The sequence below is a fragment of the Agrobacterium sp. NPDC058088 genome, assembly GCF_042885035.1.
Lineage (GTDB): Bacteria > Pseudomonadota > Alphaproteobacteria > Rhizobiales > Rhizobiaceae > Agrobacterium.
Window position 1 is genome coordinate 71,281 of the sequence record NZ_JBHVSU010000009.1, and the last position, 23,034, is coordinate 94,314.

Sequence of the window (23,034 nt, forward strand, 5' to 3'; positions counted from 1 at the left end):
CCTGTTGGTCAGAAGAGTTTGAGCCGGGTCTTAGGTTCGGCTTCCGCGCCTGATTTCTTGACGCCCGGATCATCCGGAGCGCCGCCGAAAAAGGGCACGGCTTCACTCTTTTCAGCCGACACATCACTTGGCTTTAGCGGGTCGATTGTGGCGGGCTTTTTTTCTTTCTGCGGCGGCGCGACCGGCGTTGTCTTGGCTTCAGCTTCCACGCCTGGCTTCTTGACACCCGGATCATCAGGAGCACCGCCGAAAAAGGGCACGGCTTCCGCTTTTTCGGCCGACGCCTCGGTTTGCGGTGGGGTGGTGATCGTGATGGGCTTTTTCTCTTTTTGCGATGGGACGACAGGCTTCATCTCGGCCCTCTGGGCCGGAACAGGCTTCGACTCAACTCTTGTTTCGGGTGGGGTTTCCACAATGATTGTCTTTGCAACTGGTTCAGCTTTGGCTGGCGCTGCCGCAATAGCGTTTTCGATCGTCAAATCTTCAACGGGTCCTTCAAGCTGACCAAATGGCGCTTTCCATTCGAAGGCGTCGAGACGACCGGTGACCGGAGACACCGGCAGCCATTTTTCCGAAACAAAGCCATCGGCCACCCAGGCAGGGTCACGCGGCGCGCGCAACGCCTGCGCCATCCAGTAGCGCACGCGGCCCTGATCTCCGGTTTCGGCTTCCTCGATGTCGGCCATCAGCAGGAAGATGCTTTCGCGTGGCTCGATCCGCGCGGCGGCTTCCGCCTTGGCCCGTGCCTTGGCGAATTCCTTGGCGTCGAGTGCTGCCTGCGCCACAGCGAACAGCGATTCAATATTATTGGGCTTCAGGCTTTCCAGTCGCTCTGCGCGTTTCAGCCGGTCTATGGCGGTATCGCCGCTGCGGGCGCGAACATAAAGCGCGGCGATCTGCGGATGCGGATCGTTCTTCCACACGGGCTCCAGGATCGTTGCGGCCTTGCGCAGATTGTCTTCGCGCAGATAGGATTTTGCCGCAATCAGCGCTGCCGGAACCAGGCCCTTTGCAAGCTTGAGAGCGTGCTTGGCATCATCTCGCGCTGATACCGGATCGCTTTCCAGCTTCTCGCCGGCCTTGGCGGTGAGAAGCACGGCTTTGAGCCGCTCCGCGTCGCCGCGTTCAATCACGCTTGCCGCCTTCTGCTGGTCGAGCAGACGGATGGCATCGTCCCATTGCCCGTTGCGGCAGCGGTTTTCCAGCGTCGCCTGCGCTGCCCAGGGCAGGTAGGGGGCCTTTTCCGCTGCGTCCTCGGCATATTGCTGGGCGGCTTCATAAGCCCCCTGACGGCGTGCTTCGATATAAAGGCCGCGAAGGCCCAGCTCGCGGGTTTCCGGGTCGCGGGCCATGGCCTCGAATTTGCGGCGCGCCTCGTCATATTTGCCTTCGATGAGATCGGCTTGCGCATCGAGCAGGTGGATCAGCGGCTCCTGGTCGGCACTGAGCAGACCCTGCGTACGCGCTGTCATCTTCCGGGCGAGAATGGCGTTGCCGGCCCCGGCGGCGATGAGGCCGGTGGACAGAGCCTGATAACCCCGGTCGCGCTTGCGGGCGCGGAAATAGCGGCGTGCGGCATTGGGCGAGGTCCAGATGGCGTTGACGACCCACCAGACAAGCATGATGGCGGCAACCAGCGCCGCGATGATGGAGGCAGCTACCATCAGGCTCATTTCGATGAGCTGGCCCTGCCAGACGATGGAAAGCACGCCCGGCCTGTCCGCCAGCCAGGAGAAACCGAAACCGAGCGCCAGAACGATAACGGCGAAAGTCAGAATTCTGGTCATGCCCTTACCCCTGCCTGCCGGTGCTGGTGATGGCACGGTTCAACGTGCCGCCCACCAGATTTTCGACTTCGATACGCGCATCCAGAGATCTCTTGTAATCGGCGGATGCAGTCTTGGCCGCCTCGGGAAGCCCGTTCCATTCAAGTGCCGCGCCCTGCAGATCGCCGTTCCGCAGCTTGTTTTCCATGCGCGCGATCTTCGCTTCGGGACTCTCGCCCTCGATATTTCCGACGGGACGAACCTTCACCAGTGAGAAGGCGCTTTCCGTCAGGCGCTCCATGATGCCCTGATTGGGATCGGGCTGGTTGATGGCCGAGAGCATCGCATTGGCGACATCGGGGAATTTCTGCATCAGCTCGGAACGCGACGGTACGCCGGTTGCGGCGAAAGATTGCAGCGATGCGATGGCCGGATCGTCAGGCGTGACCTTGGAGAGCGTGTCGAGTTCGGTGAGGAACGGTCCACCGCGATCGATCGCCGCCTTCAGCGCGGCCGACGCTATGGCGCGGGCGACTTCGATATCGTCGCGCGGCTCGTTGATCTTGGTCTCCGCATCCGTCAGGCGGCGGGTCAGATCTGCCGTCGCGGAGGCCTGCGCGGACCGTTCAGATTGCAGTGCGGCCTCCAGCGCGGTGATTTTTTCCGAAAGTCCCTCGACCTGCGGGGTCTCGCCCTTTGCAGCTTCCAGCGAAGAGATACGCTGTTCCAGCGCCGATGTGTCTGCCGCAGGCGCATTGGCGAGTTGCTGCCGCAGACTGCTTATATCGGTTTTCAACGCAGTGATCTCACCGTTTCCGGCGCTTCCGGAATTCGAGGACGGCAGGATACCGGCATATTGCATGCTGCCGGCGGCGGCGAGTGCGATGAGGCCGCCGACGATACCGGCAGCGATGAGGCCGGAGGTCGCCGCCTGTTTGCGCTCCGCCTGCTGTGTGGTGGTGGACGGCTTGGCCGGTCCTGACGACGAGGTTGTCGCAGAGGATTTGGCAGCAGAAGCATTGCCGGATGTGCTGGAGGAAGCTGTGGAACCAAAGGCTGGTTTCGAAGCCGTAGCGGAAGCTGCGGCTGCGCTTGTCCCTGCAGTATCCGTCGTCGGTTTTGCATCGGCTTTGGGGGGGACGGGAGCCTGTGAGACCGGCTCTTTCCGATTGCCCCCTGTGTTTTCAGCCTCCTGCCCTGCGGCTGCGGAGTCAGTTTTGCTGACATTGGGTTCAGGCTCGATAGGGGTTTTCTTCGCCTGATCCCATACGGGGGCTGGGTTGCCCGCAACAGTCGCTTCAGGCTTTTTTTCCTGGGCGCTCGACGCTATGGTCGTCTCTGTTGTGTTGTCATCGGGCTTTTTGTCCGTGCTGGCAGCGTTCCCATCGGCGGAAATTGCTTTCACGTCTTTTGCGTCCAGGTCGATCGTGACCGGTTCGGCTTTGGACTTGGAGTGGCGTGGCGGCTTTCCCGATACCATGACAACCTCATTTCTGCCTGCAGTAATCTAAACCTAGTCAGTGACGGCGGCAAAGGAAAGAGGCGAGCTCGAATTAGGTTCCAGAGTTCTGGTGCAGAAGTTCGAACATCGCGGCCTCGCTTGGTTCTTCGGCTGCCTTGGCATTGGGGCGGAAAACCTGCGGGACCAGAGAAAACACGTTACGGCTGATGCAGATGAATTTTGTCGTGGTCAGTGCCATTGCGTATTTCTCTGCTGAGACATGACGGAAAAAGGCCCGCGCCGCTTCTGAAGAATAAAGCAGGACTATGTCAGCTGCAGCGTCGAGAAGCGCCGTTTTGAGAGTGGTTTCGGAGATATCGGAGGGCAGCATCTCGTAACAGTCGACCGTTCTGAAGGGAATGCCCGCAGCGGCAAGGCCTTCCTCGAAGACGGAGCCACGTGGCCTGCCCGCGAGATAGAGCAATGGCTCTTCTTCAGTCAAAAAAGTGCGGTGTTGTGTCACCAGCGCGGTCAGACCCAGCGCATCTCCTGATGCGGTGAATATCTGCTGGAAGCCGGTTTTTTCCGCGGCTTCCGCCGTTGCCCCGCCGACGGCGAAAAGCGGTTTCGGCAGATGCGAGGCCAACTGCCCGCCGAATGTGTCCAGTGCCCGCACTGCCTCTGCGCTGGTGACAGCGATGGCAGCCAGTGGGGTGGACAGTGCCGAGATGGCACGTTCACCATGATGGACTGGATGAAACAGCGGAAGAAGCACCGGCGAATGGCCAAGCGCTTCAAGCTTTGCGGCCGTCCTTTCGCCCGAACGCTGCGGCCGGGTGACGACGATCCGCATCCGCTCAGCTCCAGCCTTCGAAGAAATTGCTGCCCGCTTTGGCGCGCACCTCTTCGCCGGCCTGTCGGCCGAGTTTCGCCGCATCCTTGCGTTTGCCGGAGATTTCAATCCCGTGGCTTGTCTGGCCATCGGGCGTAAGGATCAGGCCGGAAAAATGGAGATCCTCACCTTCACAGGTGGCATAACCGGCAATGGGGGTACGACAGGAACCGTCAAGTGCCGCGAGGAAGGCACGCTCACAGGTCACGGCGTCATAGGTGGGGGCATGGTTTATGGGAGCCAGCAATTCATCCATGCGAGCGTCACCGATGCGGCTTTCGACCCCGATCGCGCCCTGGGCCGGAGCGGGGGGGAACTCTCTCGGATCGAGAATTTCCGTGGGCACCTTGTCCTTGCCAAGTCTCTTCAGGCCGGCAAAGGCAAGAAGCGTGGCATCCGCCTGGCCTTCTTCGAGTTTGCGCAGGCGGGTATCGACCAGACCGCGAAAAACGATGACGCTCAGATCCGGCCGCAGGCGGCGGATCAGCGCCTGACGGCGCAGGGATGCGGAACCGACCACGGCGCCCTGCGGCAGCTCCAGCAGCTTCGGCGCGGCGCGGCCGATGAAGGCGTCGCGCATGTCTTCACGTGGCAGGAAGGCGGAAAGATAGAGGCCCTCAGGCAAAATAGTCGGCATGTCCTTGGAGGAATGCACGGCAATATCGAGTTCGCCGGACAGAAGCTGATTTTCCAGTTCCTCCGTGAACAGACCCTTGCCACCGATTTCCGACAAGGCGCGGTCGGTGATCCGATCACCCTTGGTGGACAGCACGACGACCTCGAACATGTCTTCCGGCAGACCATGCGCCGCCATCAGCCGGCTGCGGGTCTCATAGGCCTGTGCCAGCGCCAGCGGGCTGCCACGCGTGCCGATTCGGAAAGGTTTTGTTTGCATCCGCGTCTATCCATTGTTACCGGAGTTGTCTTAGACCAACTCAGCGTATGATCGCAATGAACGAACAGATTTGATGGCTCCCTTTCTTCGTATCCTCGGCATAGAGACAAGCTGTGACGAAACCGCTGCATCCATTGTGGTTCGGCATGCGGACGGGCGTGGCGAGATCGTCTCCGACGTCGTTTTGTCGCAGCTGGAGGAACACAGCGCTTATGGTGGCGTGGTGCCGGAAATTGCAGCGCGCGCCCATGTCGAGGCGCTGGACACGCTGGTGGAAGAGGCACTGGAGCAGGCGGGAGTCACTCTTGCCGATGTGGACGCCATTGCCGCCACCTCCGGTCCCGGTCTCATCGGTGGCCTGCTGGTGGGGCTGATGACCGGCAAGGCAATCGCGAAGGCCGCCGGCAAGCCGCTTTACGCCATCAATCATCTGGAAGGCCACGCACTGACGGCGCGGCTGACCGATGGTCTGTCTTTCCCCTATCTGATGCTGCTGGTTTCCGGCGGCCACACCCAGCTGGTGCTGGTGCGCGGCGTGGACGACTATGAGCGCTGGGGAACCACCATTGATGACGCTTTGGGTGAAGCCTTCGACAAGACCGCGAAACTTCTGGGCCTGCCCTATCCCGGCGGGCCTGCCGTCGAGAAAGCGGCCGCGAAGGGTGACCCGGACCGCTTTCCGCTTCCGCGTCCGATGGTGGGTGAGACGCGTCTTGATTTTTCCTTCTCGGGCCTGAAGACAGCGGTGCGGCAGGCTGCGACCGCTATCGCGCCGCTTTCCGAGCAGGATATTGCCGATATCTGCGCCTCCTTCCAGAAAGCGGTATCGCGCACCCTGAAGGACCGTATCGGCCGTGGCCTTGCGCGTTTCAGCCAGGAGTTTCCAAAGCTGGAGACGACGCCTGCGCTGGTCGTGGCTGGCGGCGTTGCGGCCAATCAGGAAATCCGCCAGACGCTGCAGGCGCTTTGCGATACGCATGGTTTCCGTTTCGTTGCGCCGCCGCACCGGCTTTGCACGGATAATGCGGTGATGATCGCCTGGGCGGGACTGGAGCGCATGGCGGATGGCAGGCAACCCGATCCGCTGGAGGTACCGCCGCGCTCGCGCTGGCCACTTGATGGCAATGCGGAGACGTTGATCGGCTTCGGCAAAAGGGGAGCCAAGGCCTGATGCAGCGGGAAAAAATCGTCGTTATCGGCGCCGGCGCCTTCGGAACTGCGCTTGCCGTCGTCATTGCGCTGGAAAACCGGCATGACGTCATCTTGCTCGGCCGTGATGCATCGCTGATGGCCGATCTCAAGGTTGATCGTGTTCACGAGGCGGCTCTGCCGGGTGTCGATTTGCCGGACGCGCTTGAATTTTCGGCCGAGCCGGACGTGCTGGCTGGCGCCAATATCGTGCTCTTCGCCATGCCCTCGCAGGCTCATGCGGACGCGGCGCGTCATTACGGTCCTTATCTGGCTAACGACTCTGTCATCGTCACCTGTGCCAAGGGTATCGACCGCAGCTCCGGTCGTCTGCTGACGGAGCTTCTGGAAGCGGAGCTGCCACATCACCCGATTGCGGTCCTTTCCGGCCCAGGGTTTGCGGCGGATATCGCGCGCGGATTGCCGACAGCCATGGCGATTGCGGCTGATGATGCAGGGATTGCCGAACGGCTGGCGACCACGATCTCCGGCAGGACCTTCCGGCTTTATGCCTCCACTGACCGCATCGGCGTGCAGCTTGGCGGAGCCCTGAAGAATGTCCTCGCCATTGCCGCCGGCATCGTTGAAGGCGCGGGGCTTGGCGATTCCGCCCGGGCGGCGCTGATCTCGCGTGGGCTTGCCGAAATGTCGCGCCTCATCGTCGCGATGGGCGGCAAGGCCGATACGGTGCGCGGACTTTCCGGCCTCGGCGATCTGGTGCTGACGGCTACCAGCCACCAGTCGCGCAACCTGCGTTTCGGTATCGCGCTTGGCCGGGGTGAGGGCAAGGACACGTCCGGCGGGCTGGTGGAGGGCGCCTTTGCGGCTGCCGTCGCCGCGCGGCTCGGTGAACATCACGCCGTCGATATGCCGGTTACCGAAGCGGTCGCCGCCATCATCGATGGCAATCTGGATGTGGCAAGCGCCATGCAACAATTGATGACGCGGCCGATCACCACCGAATGAGATGGGGCGGTCAAATGATGTTTTACGCATGTTCCGGTCCCGAAACCGCTGACGCTTCGGGGGACATGCTCCAGCAAGGAGACGACAATGCTGTTTGCCTTTATCTGCAAGGACAAGCCCGGCCATTTGAACGTGCGCATGGAAACGCGCCCGGCGCATCTGGAACATCTGAACAAACTCAATACAGAGGGCACGCTGAAGATCGCCGGTCCGTTTCTGGATGCCGAAGGCAAGCCGAATGGCAGCCTCGTCATCGTGGAAGCTGCCGATATCGATGCGGCCAAGGCCCTTGCCGACGCCGATCCTTATGCCAAGGCCGGCCTGTTCGAAAGCGTTGACGTGAAGCCCTATAACTGGGTCTTCAACAATCCGGGGGCGTGATCGGGCATGGCGAATTATTGGCTTTACAAGTCCGAGCCGTTCAAATGGTCCTGGGAAATGCAGAAGGCAAAGGGCGAGGCCGGCGAAGAATGGACCGGCGTGCGCAATTATCAGGCGCGCAACAACATGCGCGCCATGAAGATTGGCGACAAGGGTTTCTTCTACCACTCGAATGAGGGGCTGGATGTCGTCGGCATCGTCGAAGTCTGTGCATTGTCGCATCCGGACTCGACCGCCGAAGGCGATCTGAAATGGGATTGCGTCGATATCCGTGCCGTCTGCGATATGCCGCAGCCGGTTTCGCTGAAGGATGTGAAGGCAAACCCGAAGCTGGAGAAGATGTCGCTCGTCACCTCCATGCGGCTTTCCGTGCAACCGGTAACGGAAGAGGAATATCTCGAGGTCTGCCGCATGGGCGGCCTCGCCAATCCGCCGAAATCACCGGACTGATGCGTCGGTGAGGACCGATCCCGAGCGCTTCATTCTTGACAATACCGGAATCATGCGGCCGCCGCATGTGCCGGAGTTGCGTCTTCATCTCGCCACCGAGGCGCACGAGCTTTGGCTGAAGACGGAGGATGAACTGGAGGAGATCGGTCTGCCACCACCGTTCTGGGCCTTCGCCTGGGCCGGCGGGCAGGGGCTTGCCCGTTATGTTCTAGACCATCCTGAGAGTGTTCGCGGCAAGCATGTGCTGGATTTCGCCAGTGGCTCCGGGCTGGTTGCCATCGCAGCGGCAACGGCCGGTGCAAGCGAGGTTCTGGCCGCCGATATCGATCCGTGGACGGAAACAGCCATTCGGTTGAATGCGGCTCTCAATGACGTGGAAATCGGCTTTACGGGGTTCGACCTGGTCGGCGAGCCGGTTGAAGCCGATGTCCTCTTGGCGGGCGACGTGTTTTACGACCGCGCCTTTGCCGATCTTCTCGTGCCGTGGTTTCTGGCACTGACGGAAAAGGGTGTAAGCGTCCTCGTCGGCGATCCGGGGCGGGCCTATCTGCCCAAAGAGCGCCTTCGCGCCGAGGCGACCTATCAGGTGCCGGTGACGCGGGCGCTGGAAGACAGCGAAGTGAAGAAGACCACGGTGTGGCGTTTTATCTGATCACGGTCTGATGATGCAAACGCCGTGCTCATACGCGCAGGCGTCGTCAGCGTTTTCGGCATGGACAGAGATGATTTTCGCCTTGGGGGCTAATTGTACGCCCGCTCTATCCGTTACACTTCTTCGCGAAAATCCGCTGCTGATTGCAAAATAATTGCCGTTTCCGCGCACCCGCAGGGCTGCTATGCCGCCCACATAGGTGCCGCCGGGAAGGGTTGATGGTAACCCATCGGTGGAGAAGCTTACCTGAGATTGATGATGCCGATATTGGTGGCGACCATAAAAATCCTCTGCCGCCGCCGGTGGCACGAAGGTGAAAATTGCGCCAGCGACCGTCATGGTCAGGGCGGCGATTCGGCAAAGTAACATGAGCTTCATGCTCCGGTTTTTGAGGTTAACCAATCGTAAATTACACCTTTTCTGAATTACGTAAAGGTAAATATTTCGAGGGCGTAAATCTTGGAAACGCTCGTTTTTTTATTTTGACGCAAAAAAATTCCAAAAAAAATTCGCGAACCAATCGATTAAATTCGAATCGGCCATGAAATGTGCTTGTGGTGATGCTCCCATGTGATTAAACGTCGCGGTTGGTGCAATGCACATTCTTTCGTCATGTGCTGTTGCTTGGGGGCGTCCTGTCTGATGGGCGCACGGGAAAACGCCGCGAGGTTCTGATGGCGAATGCGACTAATAACCGGCCTCTGTCGCCGCATCTTCAAGTTTACAAGCTGATTCCGACGATGGTTGCATCCATCGTGCACCGCATCACGGGCGGCGCGCTTTATTTCGGAACGCTTCTGGTTGCCTGGTGGCTGATCGCGCTCGCCTCGGGCCCTGCCTATTATGACTGGGTCAGCTGGGCGATGGGTACGATCATCGGCAGGCTCATCCTGATCGGATACACCTGGGCTCTGGTTCACCACATGCTGGGCGGTCTTCGCCACTTCATGTGGGATCTGGGTCATGGCTTCGAAAAGCACTTTACCACCAAGCTGGCAAAGGCCTCGTGGGTGGTGTCGATCTGTCTGACCGCGCTGATCTGGGTCGTTGCCCTGATCGTGCGCTGAGGAGATTTTTCATGGATATGCGTACACCTCTCGGGAAGGTTCGCGGTCTCGGCTCCGCCAAGGAAGGCACCGACCATTTCTGGCGTCAGCGCGTAACTGCGGTCGCCAACGTTCCGCTGCTCACTTTCTTTGTCGTCTTCCTCATCAGATATGCCGGCGCGCCCTATCCGGAAGTCGTTTCGGCGCTGTCGAACCCGCTCGTTGCGGTCATCATGGCTCTGGTTTTGGTTTCCGGCCTCATCCACATGAAGCTCGGCATGCAGGTCATCATCGAAGACTACATTCACGCCGAGGTTTTGAAGCTCGTTCTTCTGATGCTGAATACATTTTTCGCGATCCTCATCGGTGGCCTGTCGATCTTCGCCATCCTGAAAATCGCATTCGTAGGATAAGTTCGCCATGGCTTCGATCAGTTCACCTTCCCAGAATGGCAAGGCCTACACCTATGTCGATCACTCCTATGACGTGATCGTGGTAGGCGCCGGCGGCGCCGGTCTGCGCGCCACGCTCGGCATGGCCGAGCAGGGTTTCAAGACCGCCTGCATCACCAAGGTTTTCCCGACGCGGTCCCACACGGTGGCAGCGCAGGGCGGTATCGCCGCATCGCTCACCAACATGACGCCCGACTGTTGGCAGTGGCACCTTTACGACACCGTAAAGGGCTCCGACTGGCTGGGCGACGTCGATGCGATGCAATATCTCGCCATGGAAGCGCCGAAGGCGGTCTATGAGCTGGAGCATTACGGCGTGCCTTTCTCGCGTAACGAAGAAGGCAAGATCTACCAGCGCCCCTTCGGCGGCCACATGCAGAATTACGGTGAAGGCCCGCCGGTGCAGCGCACTTGCGCTGCCGCCGACCGTACCGGCCACGCCATTCTGCACACGCTTTATGGCCAGTCGCTGCGCAACAATGCGGAATTCTTCATCGAATATTTCGCGCTCGACCTCATTATGGCGCCCGATGGCCGCTGCACCGGCGTCGTGGCCTGGAACCTCGATGACGGCACGATCCATCGCTTCTCCGCCAAGATGGTGGTTCTGGCGACCGGCGGTTACGGCCGCGCCTATTTCTCGGCGACCTCGGCTCATACCTGCACCGGTGATGGCGGCGGCATGATCGCGCGTGCCGGCCTGCCGCTCCAGGACATGGAATTCGTGCAGTTTCACCCGACCGGCATTTATGGCGCGGGCTGCCTCATCACCGAAGGCGCACGCGGCGAAGGCGGTTATCTCGTCAACTCCGAAGGCGAACGCTTCATGGAGCGTTATGCGCCTTCCGCGAAGGACCTTGCCTCGCGTGACGTTGTCTCCCGCTGCATGACGATGGAAATCCGTGAAGGCCGCGGCGTCGGCAAGAACAAGGACCACATCTTCCTGCATCTCGATCATCTCGATCCGGCGATCCTGCATGAGCGTCTTCCGGGCATCTCCGAAAGCGCCAAGATTTTCGCCGGCGTCGATGTGACGCGCGAGCCGATCCCGGTTCTCCCGACCGTTCACTACAATATGGGCGGCATTCCGACCAACTATTGGGGTGAAGTGCTGAACGCCGATGCCAACAACCCGGAACGCATCGCGCCCGGCCTGATGGCTGTGGGTGAAGCCGGTTGCGCCTCGGTTCATGGCGCCAACCGTCTCGGTTCGAACTCGCTGATCGACCTCGTTGTCTTCGGCCGTGCTGCCGCCATCCGCGCAGCCCAGGTCATTGACCGCGATTCGCCGGTTCCCGCGCTTGACGTTGCGGCCTGCGACAAGATCATGGAACGCTTCGACAGCCTGCGTTACGCCAACGGCTCGACGCCGACGGCGGTGCTGCGCGACAAGATGCAGCGCGCCATGCAGGACGATGCGGCCGTGTTCCGCACCCAGGAATCGCTCGAAAGCGGCTGCCAGCGTCTTTCCGCCATCTGGAAGGAACTGCCTGACGTCAAAGTCACCGACCGTTCGATGGTCTGGAATTCCGATCTGGTCGAAACGCTTGAGCTTCATAACCTCATGGCCAATGCCATCACCACGGTCTACGGCGCGGAAGCGCGCAAGGAAAGCCGCGGTTCGCACGCCCGCGAGGATTTCGTCGACGGTCCGTTCGGTGGTCGCGACGACGTGAACTGGCGCAAGCATACGCTTGCCTGGGTCAGCCCCGAAGGCGACGTGAAGCTCGATTATCGCCCGGTTCACACCGACCTCATCGCCGACGGCATCGATCCGAAAAAGATCGAGCCGAAGGCGCGCGTCTACTGATTTGAGGAACTGGATATGGTTGAACTTGCTCTCCCCAAGAATTCCCAGATCAACGAAGGTAAAGTCTGGCCCAAGCCCGACGGCGCCAAGAATGTGCGCGAATACCGCATCTATCGCTGGAACCCGGATGATGGCCAGAACCCGCGCATCGACACTTTCTATATCGATGTCGATGATTGCGGGCCGATGGTTCTCGATGCGCTTCTTTACATCAAGAACAATATCGACCCGACCCTGACGCTGCGCCGCTCCTGCCGCGAAGGCATTTGTGGCTCCTGTGCCATGAACATCGACGGTACCAATACGCTCGCCTGCACCAAGGGCATGGACGAGATCAACGGCACGGTGAAGGTTTATCCGCTGCCGCATATGCCCGTCGTAAAGGACCTTGTTCCCGACTTGTCGAACTTCTATGCGCAGCACCGCTCGATCGAGCCCTGGCTGAAGACGGTTTCGCCGACGCCGGCCAAGGAATGGAAGCAGAGTCATGAGGACCGCCTCAAGCTCGACGGTCTTTATGAGTGCATTCTCTGCGCCTGCTGCTCCACCTCCTGTCCCAGCTACTGGTGGAATGGCGACCGTTACCTTGGTCCCGCCGTTCTGCTGCAGGCCTATCGCTGGCTGATCGATAGCCGTGACGAGGCGACCGGCGAGCGTCTCGACAATCTCGAAGACCCGTTCCGCCTTTATCGCTGCCACACCATCATGAACTGCGCGCAGGCTTGCCCGAAGGGCTTGAACCCGGCCAAGGCGATCGCCGAAATCAAGAAGATGATGGTCGAGCGTCGCGTTTAAAGTCGATTCGCTGACGACGGAAAATCTATCGGGCTACGGTCTCGACCGTGGCCCTTTTTACTACCTGGCGCCGGAAATTTCGGTAAAAATCGACCGAAATTGTAATTATCCGGGCCATCGCTTGCGCAAGATAAGGCTTTGGTAATAATTCAGCCTTCTTGTTTGATCACTGTCTTTCCGGAAGCGAGAGAATCGGGAGCTTGATATGCAATTCAGATATGTGGTGACGGGCCTTGCCGTTGTGATGGGCCTTGCCGGTTGCCAACGTACCTCCTACGATTACAACAATAACGCCAGCAACAATCCCGGTTATACGCCGCCCTTGCAGGCGCAGCCGGTGCCCTCCGTTCAGTCCGGCGCCCTGCCGCCACCCGGTGGCGCGAATGGTAGCCAGTTCCCGTCGGCGCCGGCCTCGGCAGCCCCTGGCGGTACCAACGTTGCGTCCGCCGCTCCGCCAGCAACGGCTCTCGACGTCACCAAGGAATCCATGGTCGGCAACTGGCGCGTTTCCAATGGCGGCGCCAATTGCGACATGTTCCTGACGCTCACCAACCTCGGCGGCGGTTCGCGTGGGGGCACGCGTGGCTGCTCCGGTGAATTAACGGCGATGGGATCGTGGGAAGTGTCCGGCAAGATGGTGCTGTTCAAGAACCGTTCGGGTGACACGATCGGCCGCGTCTACAAGAGCGCCGATGCGCGCTTTGATGGTACGACCAATAGCGGCCAGCCGCTCAGCCTCAGCCGATGAGTCTTTCCGGTGCATCCGGAATGCTCTTTTCGCTCTAAGCCTGTTTATTTGCCGCGGGTGCCTTCGTGCGCCCGCGTCCGAGGCGTTTTTTTATGAAGCCATTGCCTGACTATAATCATAGTGTCGTTGAACAGCTCAACGCATTGACGGCAGCTGGTACCTTGCAGGCCGATGCCGCCCAGCTTGGCGTGGCGGTCCATCTCGACCGTATCCTTGCCGATCTGAAGGCGCGCAAGCCCGCCAAGAAGAAGAGCGCGCTCGGCTGGATGTTTGCGCGCAAGTCAGCACCGGCTACGACGGTCAAGGGTCTCTATGTCTATGGCAGCGTCGGTCGAGGCAAGACCATGCTGATGGACATGTTCTATGAAATGGCGCCCGTTTCTTCCAAGCGGCGTTGCCATTTTCATGAATTCATGGCGGATGTGCATAATCGTGTGCATGCGCACCGGCAGAAACTGAAGAATGGCGAAACCAAGCAGGCCGATCCCATTCCGCCGGTCGCGGCCGAGCTTCTGGCCGAAGCCGAGCTTCTATGCTTCGACGAATTTTCCGTCACTGATATCGCCGATGCAATGATCCTTGCGCGGCTTTTCACCGAATTGTTCGCTCATGGCTGCACATTGGTAACGACCTCCAACGTCGTGCCTGACAATCTCTACAAGGATGGTCTCAATCGCGGCCTTTTCCTACCCTTCGTCGATCTGCTGAAGAGATATGTAGAGGTGGTGTCGCTGGACAGCCCCACCGACTACCGGATGGAGAAGCTGGAAAGCCTGCCGGTCTATGTCACGCCGCTCGACGGTTTGGCGGATCAGGCGATGGACATGGCCTGGCGGCATATGATTGCCGGGCACCTCGTTGCACCGACCGAGATACCGATGAAGGGCCGTTCCATTCTGGTGCCCCGCGCCAGTGGCCGGGTGGCGCGCTTCTCTTTTTCCGATCTCTGCGAAAAACCGCTAGGGGCTTCCGATTTCCTGGCCATCGCCAATCGTTTCGATACCGTCTTCATAGACCACATTCCGCTTCTCAACGCGGATAAGCGCAACGAGACCAAACGTTTCATTATTCTCATCGATGCGCTTTATGATCATAGCGTCAGGCTCTTCGCATCGGCGGCAGCGATGCCGGAAGACCTGCTCGGTAAGCGCAAGGGAACGGAAGGTTTCGAGTTCGACCGAACCGCCTCGCGCCTGTTTGAGATGCGCAGCGCCGATTATCTCGCGCTTCATCACGAAAAACGGCAGAAAGTTTGACACTTTCGTGACGCATTTTCTTACGTTTACGTAAGAAAATAATGATCTAAACGATTGAAAATATTCACCACAAAAGAATCTGTTGCCTATTTTGGCCAATGGGTCTAATCGGAGTGCGACAATTTGGCTGCCGGTTTGGCGCGGTGAAATTGAATTGAAGCTCAAGAGGAAGCATTCGATGGCTCGCAAAAAGATTGCACTTATTGGTTCTGGCATGATCGGCGGCACGCTGGCGCATCTCGCCAGCCTGAAGGAACTGGGCGATATCGTCCTCTTCGATATTGCTGACGGCATCCCGCAGGGCAAAGGCCTGGATATTGCCCAGTCCGGCCCGGTTGAAGGCTTCAATGCAAAGCTCACCGGCGCATCCGATTACGCTGCCATCGAAGGCGCGGACGTCTGCATCGTCACCGCTGGCGTTGCCCGCAAGCCTGGCATGAGCCGTGACGATCTTCTCGGCATCAACCTCAAGGTCATGGAACAGGTCGGCGCCGGCATCAAGAAGTATGCCCCGAACGCATTCGTCATCTGCATCACCAACCCGCTCGACGCCATGGTCTGGGCGCTGCAGAAGTTCTCCGGCCTGCCGAAGAACAAGGTCGTCGGCATGGCCGGCGTTCTCGACAGCGCGCGTTTCCGCCTCTTCCTCGCCGAAGAATTCAACGTTTCGGTCGAAGACGTCACCGCCTTCGTTCTCGGCGGTCATGGCGACACCATGGTGCCGCTCGCCCGCTATTCCACCGTTGCCGGCGTTCCGCTGACCGATCTCGTCAAAATGGGCTGGCTGACCGCCGAGCGTCTTGAGCAGATCATCCAGCGCACCCGTGACGGCGGTGCGGAAATCGTTGGCCTCTTGAAGACCGGCTCGGCCTATTATGCTCCGGCTGCCTCGGCAATCGAAATGGCTGAATCCTACCTCAAGGACAAGAAGCGTGTTCTGCCCGCCGCTGCCCATCTGTCGGGTCAGTATGGCGTGGACGACATGTATGTCGGCGTTCCCACCATCATCGGTGCAGGCGGTATCGAGCGCATCATCGAGATCGAACTCAACAAGGAAGAAGAAGCCGCCTTCCAGAAGTCCGTCGGCGCTGTTGCCGGTCTTTGCGAAGCCTGCGTCAACATTGCTCCGTCGCTGAAGTAATCGAGGACGTTTTGCGCTCTGAAAAATCGAAGCTTGTTTTGGCTTTTGTTATGACCGCACTTTTAGGAGTGTGCGTCATATGGCTGATGTCGATATTTTGGAGCGCAATCTATGGCGCAGACAAGTCAATTCAAGCGGCGGTGATCGCTGCGATAGTAGGTATTTTTACTGTCGCATTTACTTACTGGAAGGAGCGGAGCCGCTCAATAAAGGAAGCACACAGAGATAAGAAAATCGAAGTGTACGCTGAGTTCTACGACATGATGTTTGATCTTCCTCATAAATCGAAGAAGGGCGATATCAGGGAACTTGAAGGTGACGAAGATTTTCAGAAAACGTGGTTTTCAATATCGAAGGGTGTTCTTTTTTACGGGTCCCCTAAAGTTGTGAGAGCATTCTCACAATTTAAAGTTGGGTCGGCTGACAAGCTTGATGTTATGAAACTTGTTGGTCGACTTCTCCTCTCCATGAGAGAGGATATTGGGTTGAGTAATTCGGGTTTAGATGAATTGAATATCCATCAAATCTACGTAACGGACGATATCAGAAAGCTAGGAAGCTAAGATGAATATCCATGAATATCAGGCCAAGGCTCTTCTGAAGGGCTACGGCGCGCCGGTTGCTGAAGGCGTCGCCATCCTCAAGGTCGAAGAGGCCGAAGCTGCTGCAAAGCAGCTTCCCGGCCCGCTCTACGTCGTCAAAAGCCAGATCCATGCTGGTGGTCGCGGCAAAGGCAAGTTCAAGGAACTCGGCCCCGACGCCAAGGGCGGCGTTCGTCTGGCGAAGTCGATCGAGGAAGTCGTTTCCCATTCCAAGGACATGCTCGGCAACACGCTGGTAACGGCCCAGACGGGCGATGCCGGCAAGCAGGTCAACCGCCTCTACATCGAAGACGGCGCTGACATTGCCCGCGAACTCTATTGCTCGCTGCTGGTTGACCGTTCGGTCGGCCAGGTTGCTTTCGTGGTTTCTACCGAAGGCGGCATGGACATCGAAGCTGTCGCTCACGACACGCCTGAGAAGATCCACACCATCGCCATCAACCCTGAAAAGGGCGTTTCCGATGCCGACGTTGCTGCGATCTCCAAGGCGCTTGAGCTTGACGGCGTTGCAGCTGAAGACGCCAAGTCGCTCTTCCCGATCCTCTACAAGGCCTTCAGCGAGAAGGACATGGCTCTTCTCGAGATCAACCCGTTGATCGTCATGGAAAATGGCCATCTGCGCGTTCTCGACGCCAAGGTTTCCTTCGATGGCAACGCCATGTTCCGCCATGACGACGTCAAGGCGCTGCGCGACGAGACCGAAGAAGACGCCAAGGAAATCGAAGCCTCCAAGTGGGACCTCGCTTATGTCGCGCTCGACGGCAACATCGGTTGCATGGTCAACGGCGCTGGCCTTGCCATGGCGACCATGGACATCATCAAGCTTTACGGCAAGGAGCCGGCTAACTTCTGCGACGTCGGCGGCGGCGCCGGCAAGGAGAAGGTTGCGGCAGCTTTCAAGATCATCACTGCCGACCCGAAGGTCGAGGGTATCCTCGTCAACATCTTCGGCGGCATCATGAAGTGCGACGTTATCGCCGAAGGCGTCATCGCCGCGGTGAAGGAAGTCGGTTTGCAGGTTCCGCTCGTTGTTCGCCTCGAAGGCACCAACGTCGAGCTCGGCAAGAAGCTTCTGAACGAATCGGGCCTTGCGATTACGGCTGCTGACGATCTGGACGACGCAGCCAAGAAGATCGTCGCGGCGATCAACGGCTAATTGAGGGACCGGAAATAATGTCTATTCTCGTTAATAAAGACACCAAGATCCTCGTTCAGGGTCTGACCGGCAAGACCGGCACCTTCCACACCGAACAGGCACTTGCCTATTACGGCACGCAGATGGTCGGCGGTATTCATCCGAAGAAGGGTGGGGAAACCTGGACCGGTTCCAAGGGCGAAACCCTGCCGATCTTCGCAACGGTTGCCGAAGCCAAGGAAAAGACCGGTGCAGACGCATCCGTGATCTATGTTCCGCCGGCCGGTGCAGCAGACGCGATCATCGAAGCCATCGATGCGGAAATTCCGTTCATCACCTGCATCACCGAAGGCATCCCGGTCATGGACATGGTTCGCGTAAAGGCTCGCCTCGACCGCTCCAAGTCCCGCCTGCTCGGCCCGAACTGCCCCGGTATCCTGACGCCGGAAGAATGCAAGATCGGCATCATGCCGGGCTCCATCTTCCGCAAGGGTTCGGTCGGTATCGTATCGCGCTCCGGCACGCTGACCTATGAAGCCGTGTTCCAGACATCCAACGAAGGCCTCGGCCAGACGACGGCTGTCGGCATCGGCGGCGACCCGGTCAAGGGTACCGAGTTCATCGACGTCCTGGAAATGTTCCTCGCTGACGACGCTACGCAGTCGATCATCATGATCGGCGAAATCGGCGGTTCGGCTGAAGAAGATGCGGCGCAGTTCCTGATCGACGAAGCCAAGAAGGGCCGCAAGAAGCCGATGGCCGGCTTCATCGCGGGCCGTACGGCTCCGAAGGGCCGCACCATGGGCCACGCCGGCGCTGTCGTTTCCGGCGGCAAGGGCGATGCGGAATCCAAGATTGCTGCCATGGAAGCAGCGGGCATCAAGGTATCGCCTTCCCCGGCGCGCCTTGGCAAGACACTGGTTGAAGTCCTCAAGGGCTGAGACCACATGAAACGGTAACGGGCGGCGCGGCTTCAAGCTCGCGCTGCCCGATGCCGCAAGAACGACAACAGACGGCATACCGCCCAGGCGGCAGATAGCAATAATCAAAGCGGCAGGCCGGTCGAACGGCCCTAACGGCATCGAGGAGGCGGACGGATAAGTCCGCAAGAACACAATGGCAAGGCAAGAAGCGAACGAGCAGTTTCAGATCACGTCGTTTCTGGACGGCGCGAATGCAGCCTATATCGAGCAGCTCTATGCCCGGTACGAAGAGGACCCCTCTTCCGTGTCGCCGGAGTGGCAGAGCTTCTTCAAGGCACTGTCCGATAATCCGGAAGATGTGAAGAAGGCGGCCAAGGGCGCCTCCTGGAAGCGCGCCAACTGGCCTATCCCGGCGAATGGCGACCTGGTTTCCGCGCTTGATGGCAACTGGGCCACGGTCGAAAAGGCCATCGAAAAGAAGGTTCAGGCCAAGGCGGAAGCCAAGAGCGCGGATACTGGCAAGGCTGTCAGCCCGGCGGAAGTGCTGCAGGCGACCCGTGATAGCGTTCGCGCCATCATGATGATCCGCGCCTACCGCATGCGCGGCCATCTGCATGCCAAGCTCGATCCGCTCGGCATTGCCGTTGCCGTCGAGGACTATAACGAGCTTTCGCCGAAGTCCTACGGCTTCGAGGAAAGCGATTACGACCGTAAGATTTTCATCGATAACGTGCTCGGCCTCGAATATGCGACCGTGCGCGAGATGATCGATATTCTGGAGCGCACCTACTGCTCCACCATCGGCGTCGAATTCATGCACATGTCCAGCCCGGAAGAGAAGGCCTGGATCCAGGAGCGTATCGAAGGTCCGGATAAGGGCGTTGCCTTCACGGCCGAAGGCAAGAAGGCAATCCTGTCGAAGCTGGTCGAAGCCGAAGGTTACGAACAGTTCCTCGACGTGCGTTTCAAGGGGACCAAGCGTTTCGGTCTCGATGGCGGTGAATCGCTCATCCCGGCGCTGGAGCAGATCATCAAGCGCGGCGGCCAGGAAGGTCTGGAAGAAGTCGTGCTCGGCATGGCTCACCGCGGCCGCCTGAACGTTCTGACGAACGTCATGGGCAAGCCGCACCGCGCCGTGTTCCACGAGTTCAAGGGCGGCTCGTTCAAGCCTGACGATGTCGAAGGTTCGGGCGACGTGAAGTATCACCTTGGCGCCTCCTCCGACCGCGAATTCGATGGCAACAAGGTTCACCTGTCGCTGACGGCCAACCCGTCGCACCTTGAAATCGTCAACCCTGTCGTCATGGGCAAGGCCCGTGCAAAGCAGGACCAGCTGGCCAAGCAGTGGGACGGCGACATCATTCCGCTTTCCGAGCGCGCCAAGGTTCTGCCGCTGCTTCTGCATGGCGATGCCGCTTTTGCGGGTCAGGGCGTGGTTGCTGAAATTCTTGGTCTTTCCGGTCTGCGCGGTCACCGCGTTGCCGGCACGATGCACTTCATCATCAACAACCAGATCGGCTTTACGACGAACCCGGCCTTCTCGCGTTCGTCGCCTTATCCGTCGGACGTTGCCAAGATGATCGAAGCGCCGATCTTCCACGTCAACGGTGACGATCCGGAAGCTGTGACCTATGCGGCCAAGGTTGCCACTGAATACCGTATGAAGTTCCACAAGCCTGTCGTCATCGACATGTTCTGCTATCGCCGCTTCGGCCATAACGAAGGCGATGAGCCGGCGTTCACGCAGCCGAAGATGTACAAGGTCATCCGTGGCCACAAGACCGTCGCGCGCATCTATGCCGACCGTCTGATCGCCGAAGGCCTGATGAACGAAGGCGAATTCGAGAAGATGAAGGCCGACTGGCGCGCTCATCTCGAGCAGGAATTCGAAGCGGGCCAGTCCTACAAGCCGAACAAGGCCGACTGGCTGGATGGCCAGTGGTCGGGTCTGCGCGCTGCCGACAATGCCGATGAGCAGCGTCGCGGCAAGACCGGCGTGCCGATGAAGCAGCTGAAGGAGATCGGCAAGAAGCTGTCGACCATCCCGGAAGGCTTCAGCGCTCACCGCACGATCCAGCGTTTCATGGAAAACCGCTCGCAGATGGTCGAGACAGGCGAAGGCATCGACTGGGCAATGGCGGAAGCGCTCGCTTTCGGTTCGCTCGTCGTCGACGGCCACAAGATCCGCCTTTCCGGTCAGGATTGCGAACGCGGCACCTTCTCGCAGCGTCACTCGGTTCTCTACGATCAGGAAACCGAAGAACGCTACATCCCGCTGGCAAACCTTGCGCCGACACAGGCCCGTTACGAAGTCATCAATTCGATGCTTTCGGAAGAAGCCGTTCTCGGTTTCGAATATGGCTATTCGCTTGCCCGCCCGAATGCGCTGACGCTCTGGGAAGCCCAGTTCGGCGACTTCGCCAACGGTGCACAGGTCGTGTTCGACCAGTTCATCTCGTCGGGTGAACGCAAGTGGCTGCGCATGTCCGGTCTGGTCTGCCTTCTGCCGCATGGTTACGAAGGTCAGGGTCCGGAACACTCTTCCGCCCGTCTGGAGCGTTGGCTGCAAATGTGCGCCGAAGACAACATGCAGGTTGCCAACTGCACGACGCCGGCAAACTACTTCCACATCCTGCGCCGCCAGGTGAAGCGCGACTTCCGCAAGCCGCTGATCCTGATGACGCCGAAGTCGCTGCTGCGCCACAAGCGCGCCACCTCTTCGCTGGCCGAGCTTGCAGGCGAGTCCTCCTTCCACCGTCTCCTGTGGGACGATGCCGAGGTCATCAAGGACGGCCCGATCAAGCTGCAGAAGGATTCGAAAATCCGTCGCGTCGTCATGTGCACGGGCAAGGTCTATTATGATCTGCTCGAAGAGCGCGAAAAGCGCGGTATCGACGATATCTACCTGCTGCGCGTCGAACAGCTCTATCCGTTCCCGGCCAAAGCGCTCATCAACGAGCTGTCGCGTTTCCGCAATGCGGAGATGGTCTGGTGCCAGGAAGAGCCCAAGAACATGGGTGCGTGGTCGTTCATCGATCCTTACCTGGAATGGGTCCTGGCGCATATCGACGCCAAATACCAGAAGGTCCGTTACACGGGCCGTCCGGCTGCCGCCTCTCCGGCGACCGGCCTGATGTCCAAGCATCTGGCGCAGCTTGCTGCGTTCCTGGAAGACGCGCTGGGAGAGTGAGAACTCTCCCGCATCGCCCCGCACAAAAGACACCCGAATAACGGAACTAGATCATGGCCACTGAAATCCGCGTACCAACCCTCGGCGAATCCGTCAGCGAAGCGACCGTCGGCACCTGGTTCAAGAAGGTCGGCGACACCGTCAAGGCCGACGAACCTCTCGTTGAACTGGAAACCGACAAGGTTACCGTCGAAGTCCCGGCGCCTGCGTCCGGCGTTCTCACCGAAATCGTTGCGCAGAACGGCGAAACCGTCGGTCTCGACGCGCTTCTCGGCCAGATCGCCGAAGGTGCCGCCGGCGCTGCAACTTCTGCACCGGCTGCCGAACCGGCAAAGCCTGCTGCTGCCGCGGCCGCCGCTCCGGCTCCCGCTGCTTCTGCCGCCAGCGCCATGCCGCCGGCACCTGCCGCTGGCAAGCTGCTTGCTGAAAACAACCTGTCTGCCGATCAGGTCGATGGTTCGGGCAAGCGTGGTCAGGTGCTGAAGGGCGATGTGCTCGCTGCTGTCGCCAAGGGCGTTTCGGCGCCCGCCGCCGCTCCGGCTCCGGTTGCTGCCGCTCCCCGTCCGGTTTCCGCCGAGCAGGATCAGGTTCGCGAAGAGCGCGTGAAGATGACCCGCCTGCGCCAGACAATCGCTCGTCGCCTGAAGGACGCCCAGAACACTGCCGCCATGCTGACCACCTATAATGAGGTGGACATGAGCGCGGTCATGGACCTGCGCAACCGTTACAAGGACGTGTTCGAGAAGAAGCATGGCGTCAAGCTCGGCTTCATGGGCTTCTTCACCAAGGCCGTGACCCACGCGCTGAAGGAACTGCCTGCCGTCAACGCTGAAATCGACGGCACTGACATCATCTACAAGAACTATTGTCACGTCGGCATGGCTGTCGGCACCGACAAAGGCCTCGTTGTCCCTGTCATCCGCGATGCAGACCAGCTGTCCATCGCTGGCGTCGAAAAGGAACTCGGTCGTCTTGCCAAGGCTGCGCGTGACGGTTCGCTCGGCATGGCCGACATGCAGGGCGGCACCTTCACCATCACCAATGGTGGTGTCTATGGTTCGCTGATGTCGTCGCCGATCCTCAATGCGCCGCAGTCGGGCATTCTTGGCATGCACAAGATCCAGGAGCGTCCGGTCGCCATCGGCGGTCAGGTCGTCATCCGTCCGATGATGTATCTGGCGCTCTCCTACGATCACCGTATCGTTGACGGCAAGGAAGCCGTGACCTTCCTCGTTCGCGTCAAGGAGAGCCTCGAAGATCCGGAACGTCTGGTTCTCGATCTTTAATCGGTCTTGCTTTTCGTTT

Annotated in this window: 22 protein-coding genes; 17 read left to right on the forward strand and 5 right to left on the reverse strand. The window is 59.5% G+C overall.

The window, feature by feature from the left end; genetic code table 11:
- Window positions 1-8: 8 nt before the first annotated feature.
- The 4 genes from ACFVTJ_RS20395 to hemC form a co-directional block, all read right to left on the reverse strand.
- Window positions 9-1,787: a heme biosynthesis protein HemY gene (locus ACFVTJ_RS20395; protein WP_386910425.1), complete on the reverse strand. Its 1,779-nt coding sequence runs from the start codon at window positions 1,785-1,787 to the stop codon at window positions 9-11.
- Window positions 1,788-1,791: 4 nt separating this feature from the next.
- Complete coding sequence (locus tag ACFVTJ_RS20400) at window positions 1,792-3,246, reverse strand: COG4223 family protein (RefSeq protein WP_386910426.1); 1,455 nt, start codon at window positions 3,244-3,246, stop codon at window positions 1,792-1,794.
- Between the two features lie 73 nt (window positions 3,247-3,319).
- Window positions 3,320-4,060 (reverse strand): uroporphyrinogen-III synthase, encoded by a 741-nt coding sequence (locus ACFVTJ_RS20405; RefSeq protein WP_386910427.1) that lies wholly within the window; start codon window positions 4,058-4,060, stop codon window positions 3,320-3,322.
- Window positions 4,061-4,064: 4 nt separating this feature from the next.
- Window positions 4,065-4,994 carry a hydroxymethylbilane synthase gene (gene hemC / locus ACFVTJ_RS20410; protein ID WP_386910428.1) on the reverse strand — a complete coding sequence of 310 codons (930 nt, stop codon included), beginning with the start codon at window positions 4,992-4,994 and terminating at the stop codon, window positions 4,065-4,067.
- 73 nt (window positions 4,995-5,067) lie between these two features.
- On the opposite strand from hemC, the gene tsaD reads away from it, so the two are divergent.
- The 5 genes from tsaD (at window position 5,068) to ACFVTJ_RS20435 (ending at window position 8,631) form a co-directional block, all read left to right on the forward strand.
- On the forward strand, window positions 5,068-6,165 hold the full coding sequence (gene tsaD / locus ACFVTJ_RS20415) for a tRNA (adenosine(37)-N6)-threonylcarbamoyltransferase complex transferase subunit TsaD (protein WP_386910429.1): 1,098 nt from the start codon (window positions 5,068-5,070) through the stop codon (window positions 6,163-6,165).
- Complete coding sequence (locus ACFVTJ_RS20420) at window positions 6,165-7,148, forward strand: NAD(P)H-dependent glycerol-3-phosphate dehydrogenase (RefSeq protein WP_386910430.1); 984 nt, start codon at window positions 6,165-6,167, stop codon at window positions 7,146-7,148. The genes tsaD and ACFVTJ_RS20420 overlap by 1 nt, the downstream gene beginning before the upstream one ends.
- An 87-nt stretch (window positions 7,149-7,235) precedes the next feature.
- A complete protein-coding gene (locus tag ACFVTJ_RS20425) occupies window positions 7,236-7,529 on the forward strand; it encodes a YciI-like protein (RefSeq protein WP_386910431.1) in 294 nt (97 codons plus the stop codon).
- Between the two features lie 6 nt (window positions 7,530-7,535).
- A complete protein-coding gene (locus ACFVTJ_RS20430; RefSeq protein WP_003492407.1) occupies window positions 7,536-7,979 on the forward strand; it encodes an EVE domain-containing protein in 444 nt (147 codons plus the stop codon).
- A 7-nt stretch (window positions 7,980-7,986) separates the two neighbouring features.
- Window positions 7,987-8,631, forward strand: coding sequence for a class I SAM-dependent methyltransferase (locus ACFVTJ_RS20435; RefSeq protein WP_386910432.1), 645 nt, complete (start codon window positions 7,987-7,989; stop codon window positions 8,629-8,631).
- Here the strand turns inward: ACFVTJ_RS20435 and ACFVTJ_RS20440 are convergent, their stop codons facing one another.
- Window positions 8,632-9,000, reverse strand: a complete 369-nt coding sequence (locus ACFVTJ_RS20440) for a hypothetical protein (protein WP_386910520.1) — start codon at window positions 8,998-9,000, stop codon at window positions 8,632-8,634.
- 305 nt (window positions 9,001-9,305) lie between these two features.
- On the opposite strand from ACFVTJ_RS20440, the gene sdhC reads away from it, so the two are divergent.
- The 12 genes from sdhC (at window position 9,306) to odhB (ending at window position 23,015) form a co-directional block, all read left to right on the forward strand.
- Window positions 9,306-9,698, forward strand: coding sequence for a succinate dehydrogenase, cytochrome b556 subunit (gene sdhC / locus ACFVTJ_RS20445; RefSeq protein WP_386910433.1), 393 nt, complete (start codon window positions 9,306-9,308; stop codon window positions 9,696-9,698).
- A gap of 11 nt (window positions 9,699-9,709) precedes the next feature.
- Complete coding sequence (gene sdhD / locus ACFVTJ_RS20450) at window positions 9,710-10,090, forward strand: succinate dehydrogenase, hydrophobic membrane anchor protein (RefSeq protein WP_386910434.1); 381 nt, start codon at window positions 9,710-9,712, stop codon at window positions 10,088-10,090.
- A 7-nt stretch (window positions 10,091-10,097) separates the two neighbouring features.
- Window positions 10,098-11,939, forward strand: a complete 1,842-nt coding sequence (gene sdhA, locus ACFVTJ_RS20455) for a succinate dehydrogenase flavoprotein subunit (protein ID WP_386910435.1) — start codon at window positions 10,098-10,100, stop codon at window positions 11,937-11,939.
- 15 nt (window positions 11,940-11,954) lie between these two features.
- Complete coding sequence (locus ACFVTJ_RS20460) at window positions 11,955-12,734, forward strand: succinate dehydrogenase iron-sulfur subunit (protein ID WP_386910436.1); 780 nt, start codon at window positions 11,955-11,957, stop codon at window positions 12,732-12,734.
- 205 nt (window positions 12,735-12,939) lie between these two features.
- On the forward strand, window positions 12,940-13,482 hold the full coding sequence (locus ACFVTJ_RS20465) for a protease inhibitor Inh/omp19 family protein (protein ID WP_386910437.1): 543 nt from the start codon (window positions 12,940-12,942) through the stop codon (window positions 13,480-13,482).
- 92 nt (window positions 13,483-13,574) lie between these two features.
- Entirely contained in the window at window positions 13,575-14,738 is a 1,164-nt protein-coding gene (zapE, locus tag ACFVTJ_RS20470) for a cell division protein ZapE (RefSeq protein ID WP_386910438.1), read from the forward strand.
- 178 nt (window positions 14,739-14,916) lie between these two features.
- Window positions 14,917-15,879: a malate dehydrogenase gene (gene mdh / locus ACFVTJ_RS20475; protein ID WP_003523512.1), complete on the forward strand. Its 963-nt coding sequence runs from the start codon at window positions 14,917-14,919 to the stop codon at window positions 15,877-15,879.
- 11 nt (window positions 15,880-15,890) lie between these two features.
- Window positions 15,891-16,442 carry a hypothetical protein gene (locus tag ACFVTJ_RS20480; RefSeq protein WP_386910439.1) on the forward strand — a complete coding sequence of 184 codons (552 nt, stop codon included), beginning with the start codon at window positions 15,891-15,893 and terminating at the stop codon, window positions 16,440-16,442.
- Between the two features lies 1 nt (window position 16,443).
- Window positions 16,444-17,637, forward strand: coding sequence for an ADP-forming succinate--CoA ligase subunit beta (sucC, locus tag ACFVTJ_RS20485; RefSeq protein WP_386910440.1), 1,194 nt, complete (start codon window positions 16,444-16,446; stop codon window positions 17,635-17,637).
- Between the two features lie 17 nt (window positions 17,638-17,654).
- Entirely contained in the window at window positions 17,655-18,557 is a 903-nt protein-coding gene (sucD, locus tag ACFVTJ_RS20490; RefSeq protein ID WP_006698231.1) for a succinate--CoA ligase subunit alpha, read from the forward strand.
- Window positions 18,558-18,732: 175 nt separating this feature from the next.
- The gene (locus tag ACFVTJ_RS20495) at window positions 18,733-21,729 is read left to right on the forward strand and encodes a 2-oxoglutarate dehydrogenase E1 component (protein WP_386910441.1); all 2,997 of its coding nucleotides are present in this window, start codon (window positions 18,733-18,735) and stop codon (window positions 21,727-21,729) included.
- Window positions 21,730-21,782: 53 nt separating this feature from the next.
- The gene (odhB, locus tag ACFVTJ_RS20500) at window positions 21,783-23,015 is read left to right on the forward strand and encodes a 2-oxoglutarate dehydrogenase complex dihydrolipoyllysine-residue succinyltransferase (protein WP_386910442.1); all 1,233 of its coding nucleotides are present in this window, start codon (window positions 21,783-21,785) and stop codon (window positions 23,013-23,015) included.
- The last annotated feature ends 19 nt before the right edge of the window (window positions 23,016-23,034 follow it).

Coding starts and splice junctions, on each gene's coding strand:
- ACFVTJ_RS20430 (WP_003492407.1), top strand. CDS start 7,536: ATGGCGAATTATTGGCTTTACAAGTCCGAGCCGTTCAAATGGTCCTGG.
- ACFVTJ_RS20395 (WP_386910425.1), bottom strand. CDS start 1,787: ATGACCAGAATTCTGACTTTCGCCGTTATCGTTCTGGCGCTCGGTTTC.
- ACFVTJ_RS20405 (WP_386910427.1), bottom strand. CDS start 4,060: ATGCGGATCGTCGTCACCCGGCCGCAGCGTTCGGGCGAAAGGACGGCC.
- hemC (WP_386910428.1), bottom strand. CDS start 4,994: ATGCAAACAAAACCTTTCCGAATCGGCACGCGTGGCAGCCCGCTGGCG.
- sdhC (WP_386910433.1), top strand. CDS start 9,306: ATGGCGAATGCGACTAATAACCGGCCTCTGTCGCCGCATCTTCAAGTT.
- ACFVTJ_RS20465 (WP_386910437.1), top strand. CDS start 12,940: ATGCAATTCAGATATGTGGTGACGGGCCTTGCCGTTGTGATGGGCCTT.
- ACFVTJ_RS20425 (WP_386910431.1), top strand. CDS start 7,236: ATGCTGTTTGCCTTTATCTGCAAGGACAAGCCCGGCCATTTGAACGTG.
- ACFVTJ_RS20495 (WP_386910441.1), top strand. CDS start 18,733: ATGGCAAGGCAAGAAGCGAACGAGCAGTTTCAGATCACGTCGTTTCTG.
- sucD (WP_006698231.1), top strand. CDS start 17,655: ATGTCTATTCTCGTTAATAAAGACACCAAGATCCTCGTTCAGGGTCTG.
- odhB (WP_386910442.1), top strand. CDS start 21,783: ATGGCCACTGAAATCCGCGTACCAACCCTCGGCGAATCCGTCAGCGAA.
- mdh (WP_003523512.1), top strand. CDS start 14,917: ATGGCTCGCAAAAAGATTGCACTTATTGGTTCTGGCATGATCGGCGGC.
- sucC (WP_386910440.1), top strand. CDS start 16,444: ATGAATATCCATGAATATCAGGCCAAGGCTCTTCTGAAGGGCTACGGC.
- tsaD (WP_386910429.1), top strand. CDS start 5,068: ATGGCTCCCTTTCTTCGTATCCTCGGCATAGAGACAAGCTGTGACGAA.
- sdhD (WP_386910434.1), top strand. CDS start 9,710: ATGGATATGCGTACACCTCTCGGGAAGGTTCGCGGTCTCGGCTCCGCC.
- ACFVTJ_RS20400 (WP_386910426.1), bottom strand. CDS start 3,246: ATGGTATCGGGAAAGCCGCCACGCCACTCCAAGTCCAAAGCCGAACCG.
- ACFVTJ_RS20440 (WP_386910520.1), bottom strand. CDS start 9,000: ATGTTACTTTGCCGAATCGCCGCCCTGACCATGACGGTCGCTGGCGCA.
- sdhA (WP_386910435.1), top strand. CDS start 10,098: ATGGCTTCGATCAGTTCACCTTCCCAGAATGGCAAGGCCTACACCTAT.
- ACFVTJ_RS20460 (WP_386910436.1), top strand. CDS start 11,955: ATGGTTGAACTTGCTCTCCCCAAGAATTCCCAGATCAACGAAGGTAAA.
- ACFVTJ_RS20420 (WP_386910430.1), top strand. CDS start 6,165: ATGCAGCGGGAAAAAATCGTCGTTATCGGCGCCGGCGCCTTCGGAACT.
- zapE (WP_386910438.1), top strand. CDS start 13,575: ATGAAGCCATTGCCTGACTATAATCATAGTGTCGTTGAACAGCTCAAC.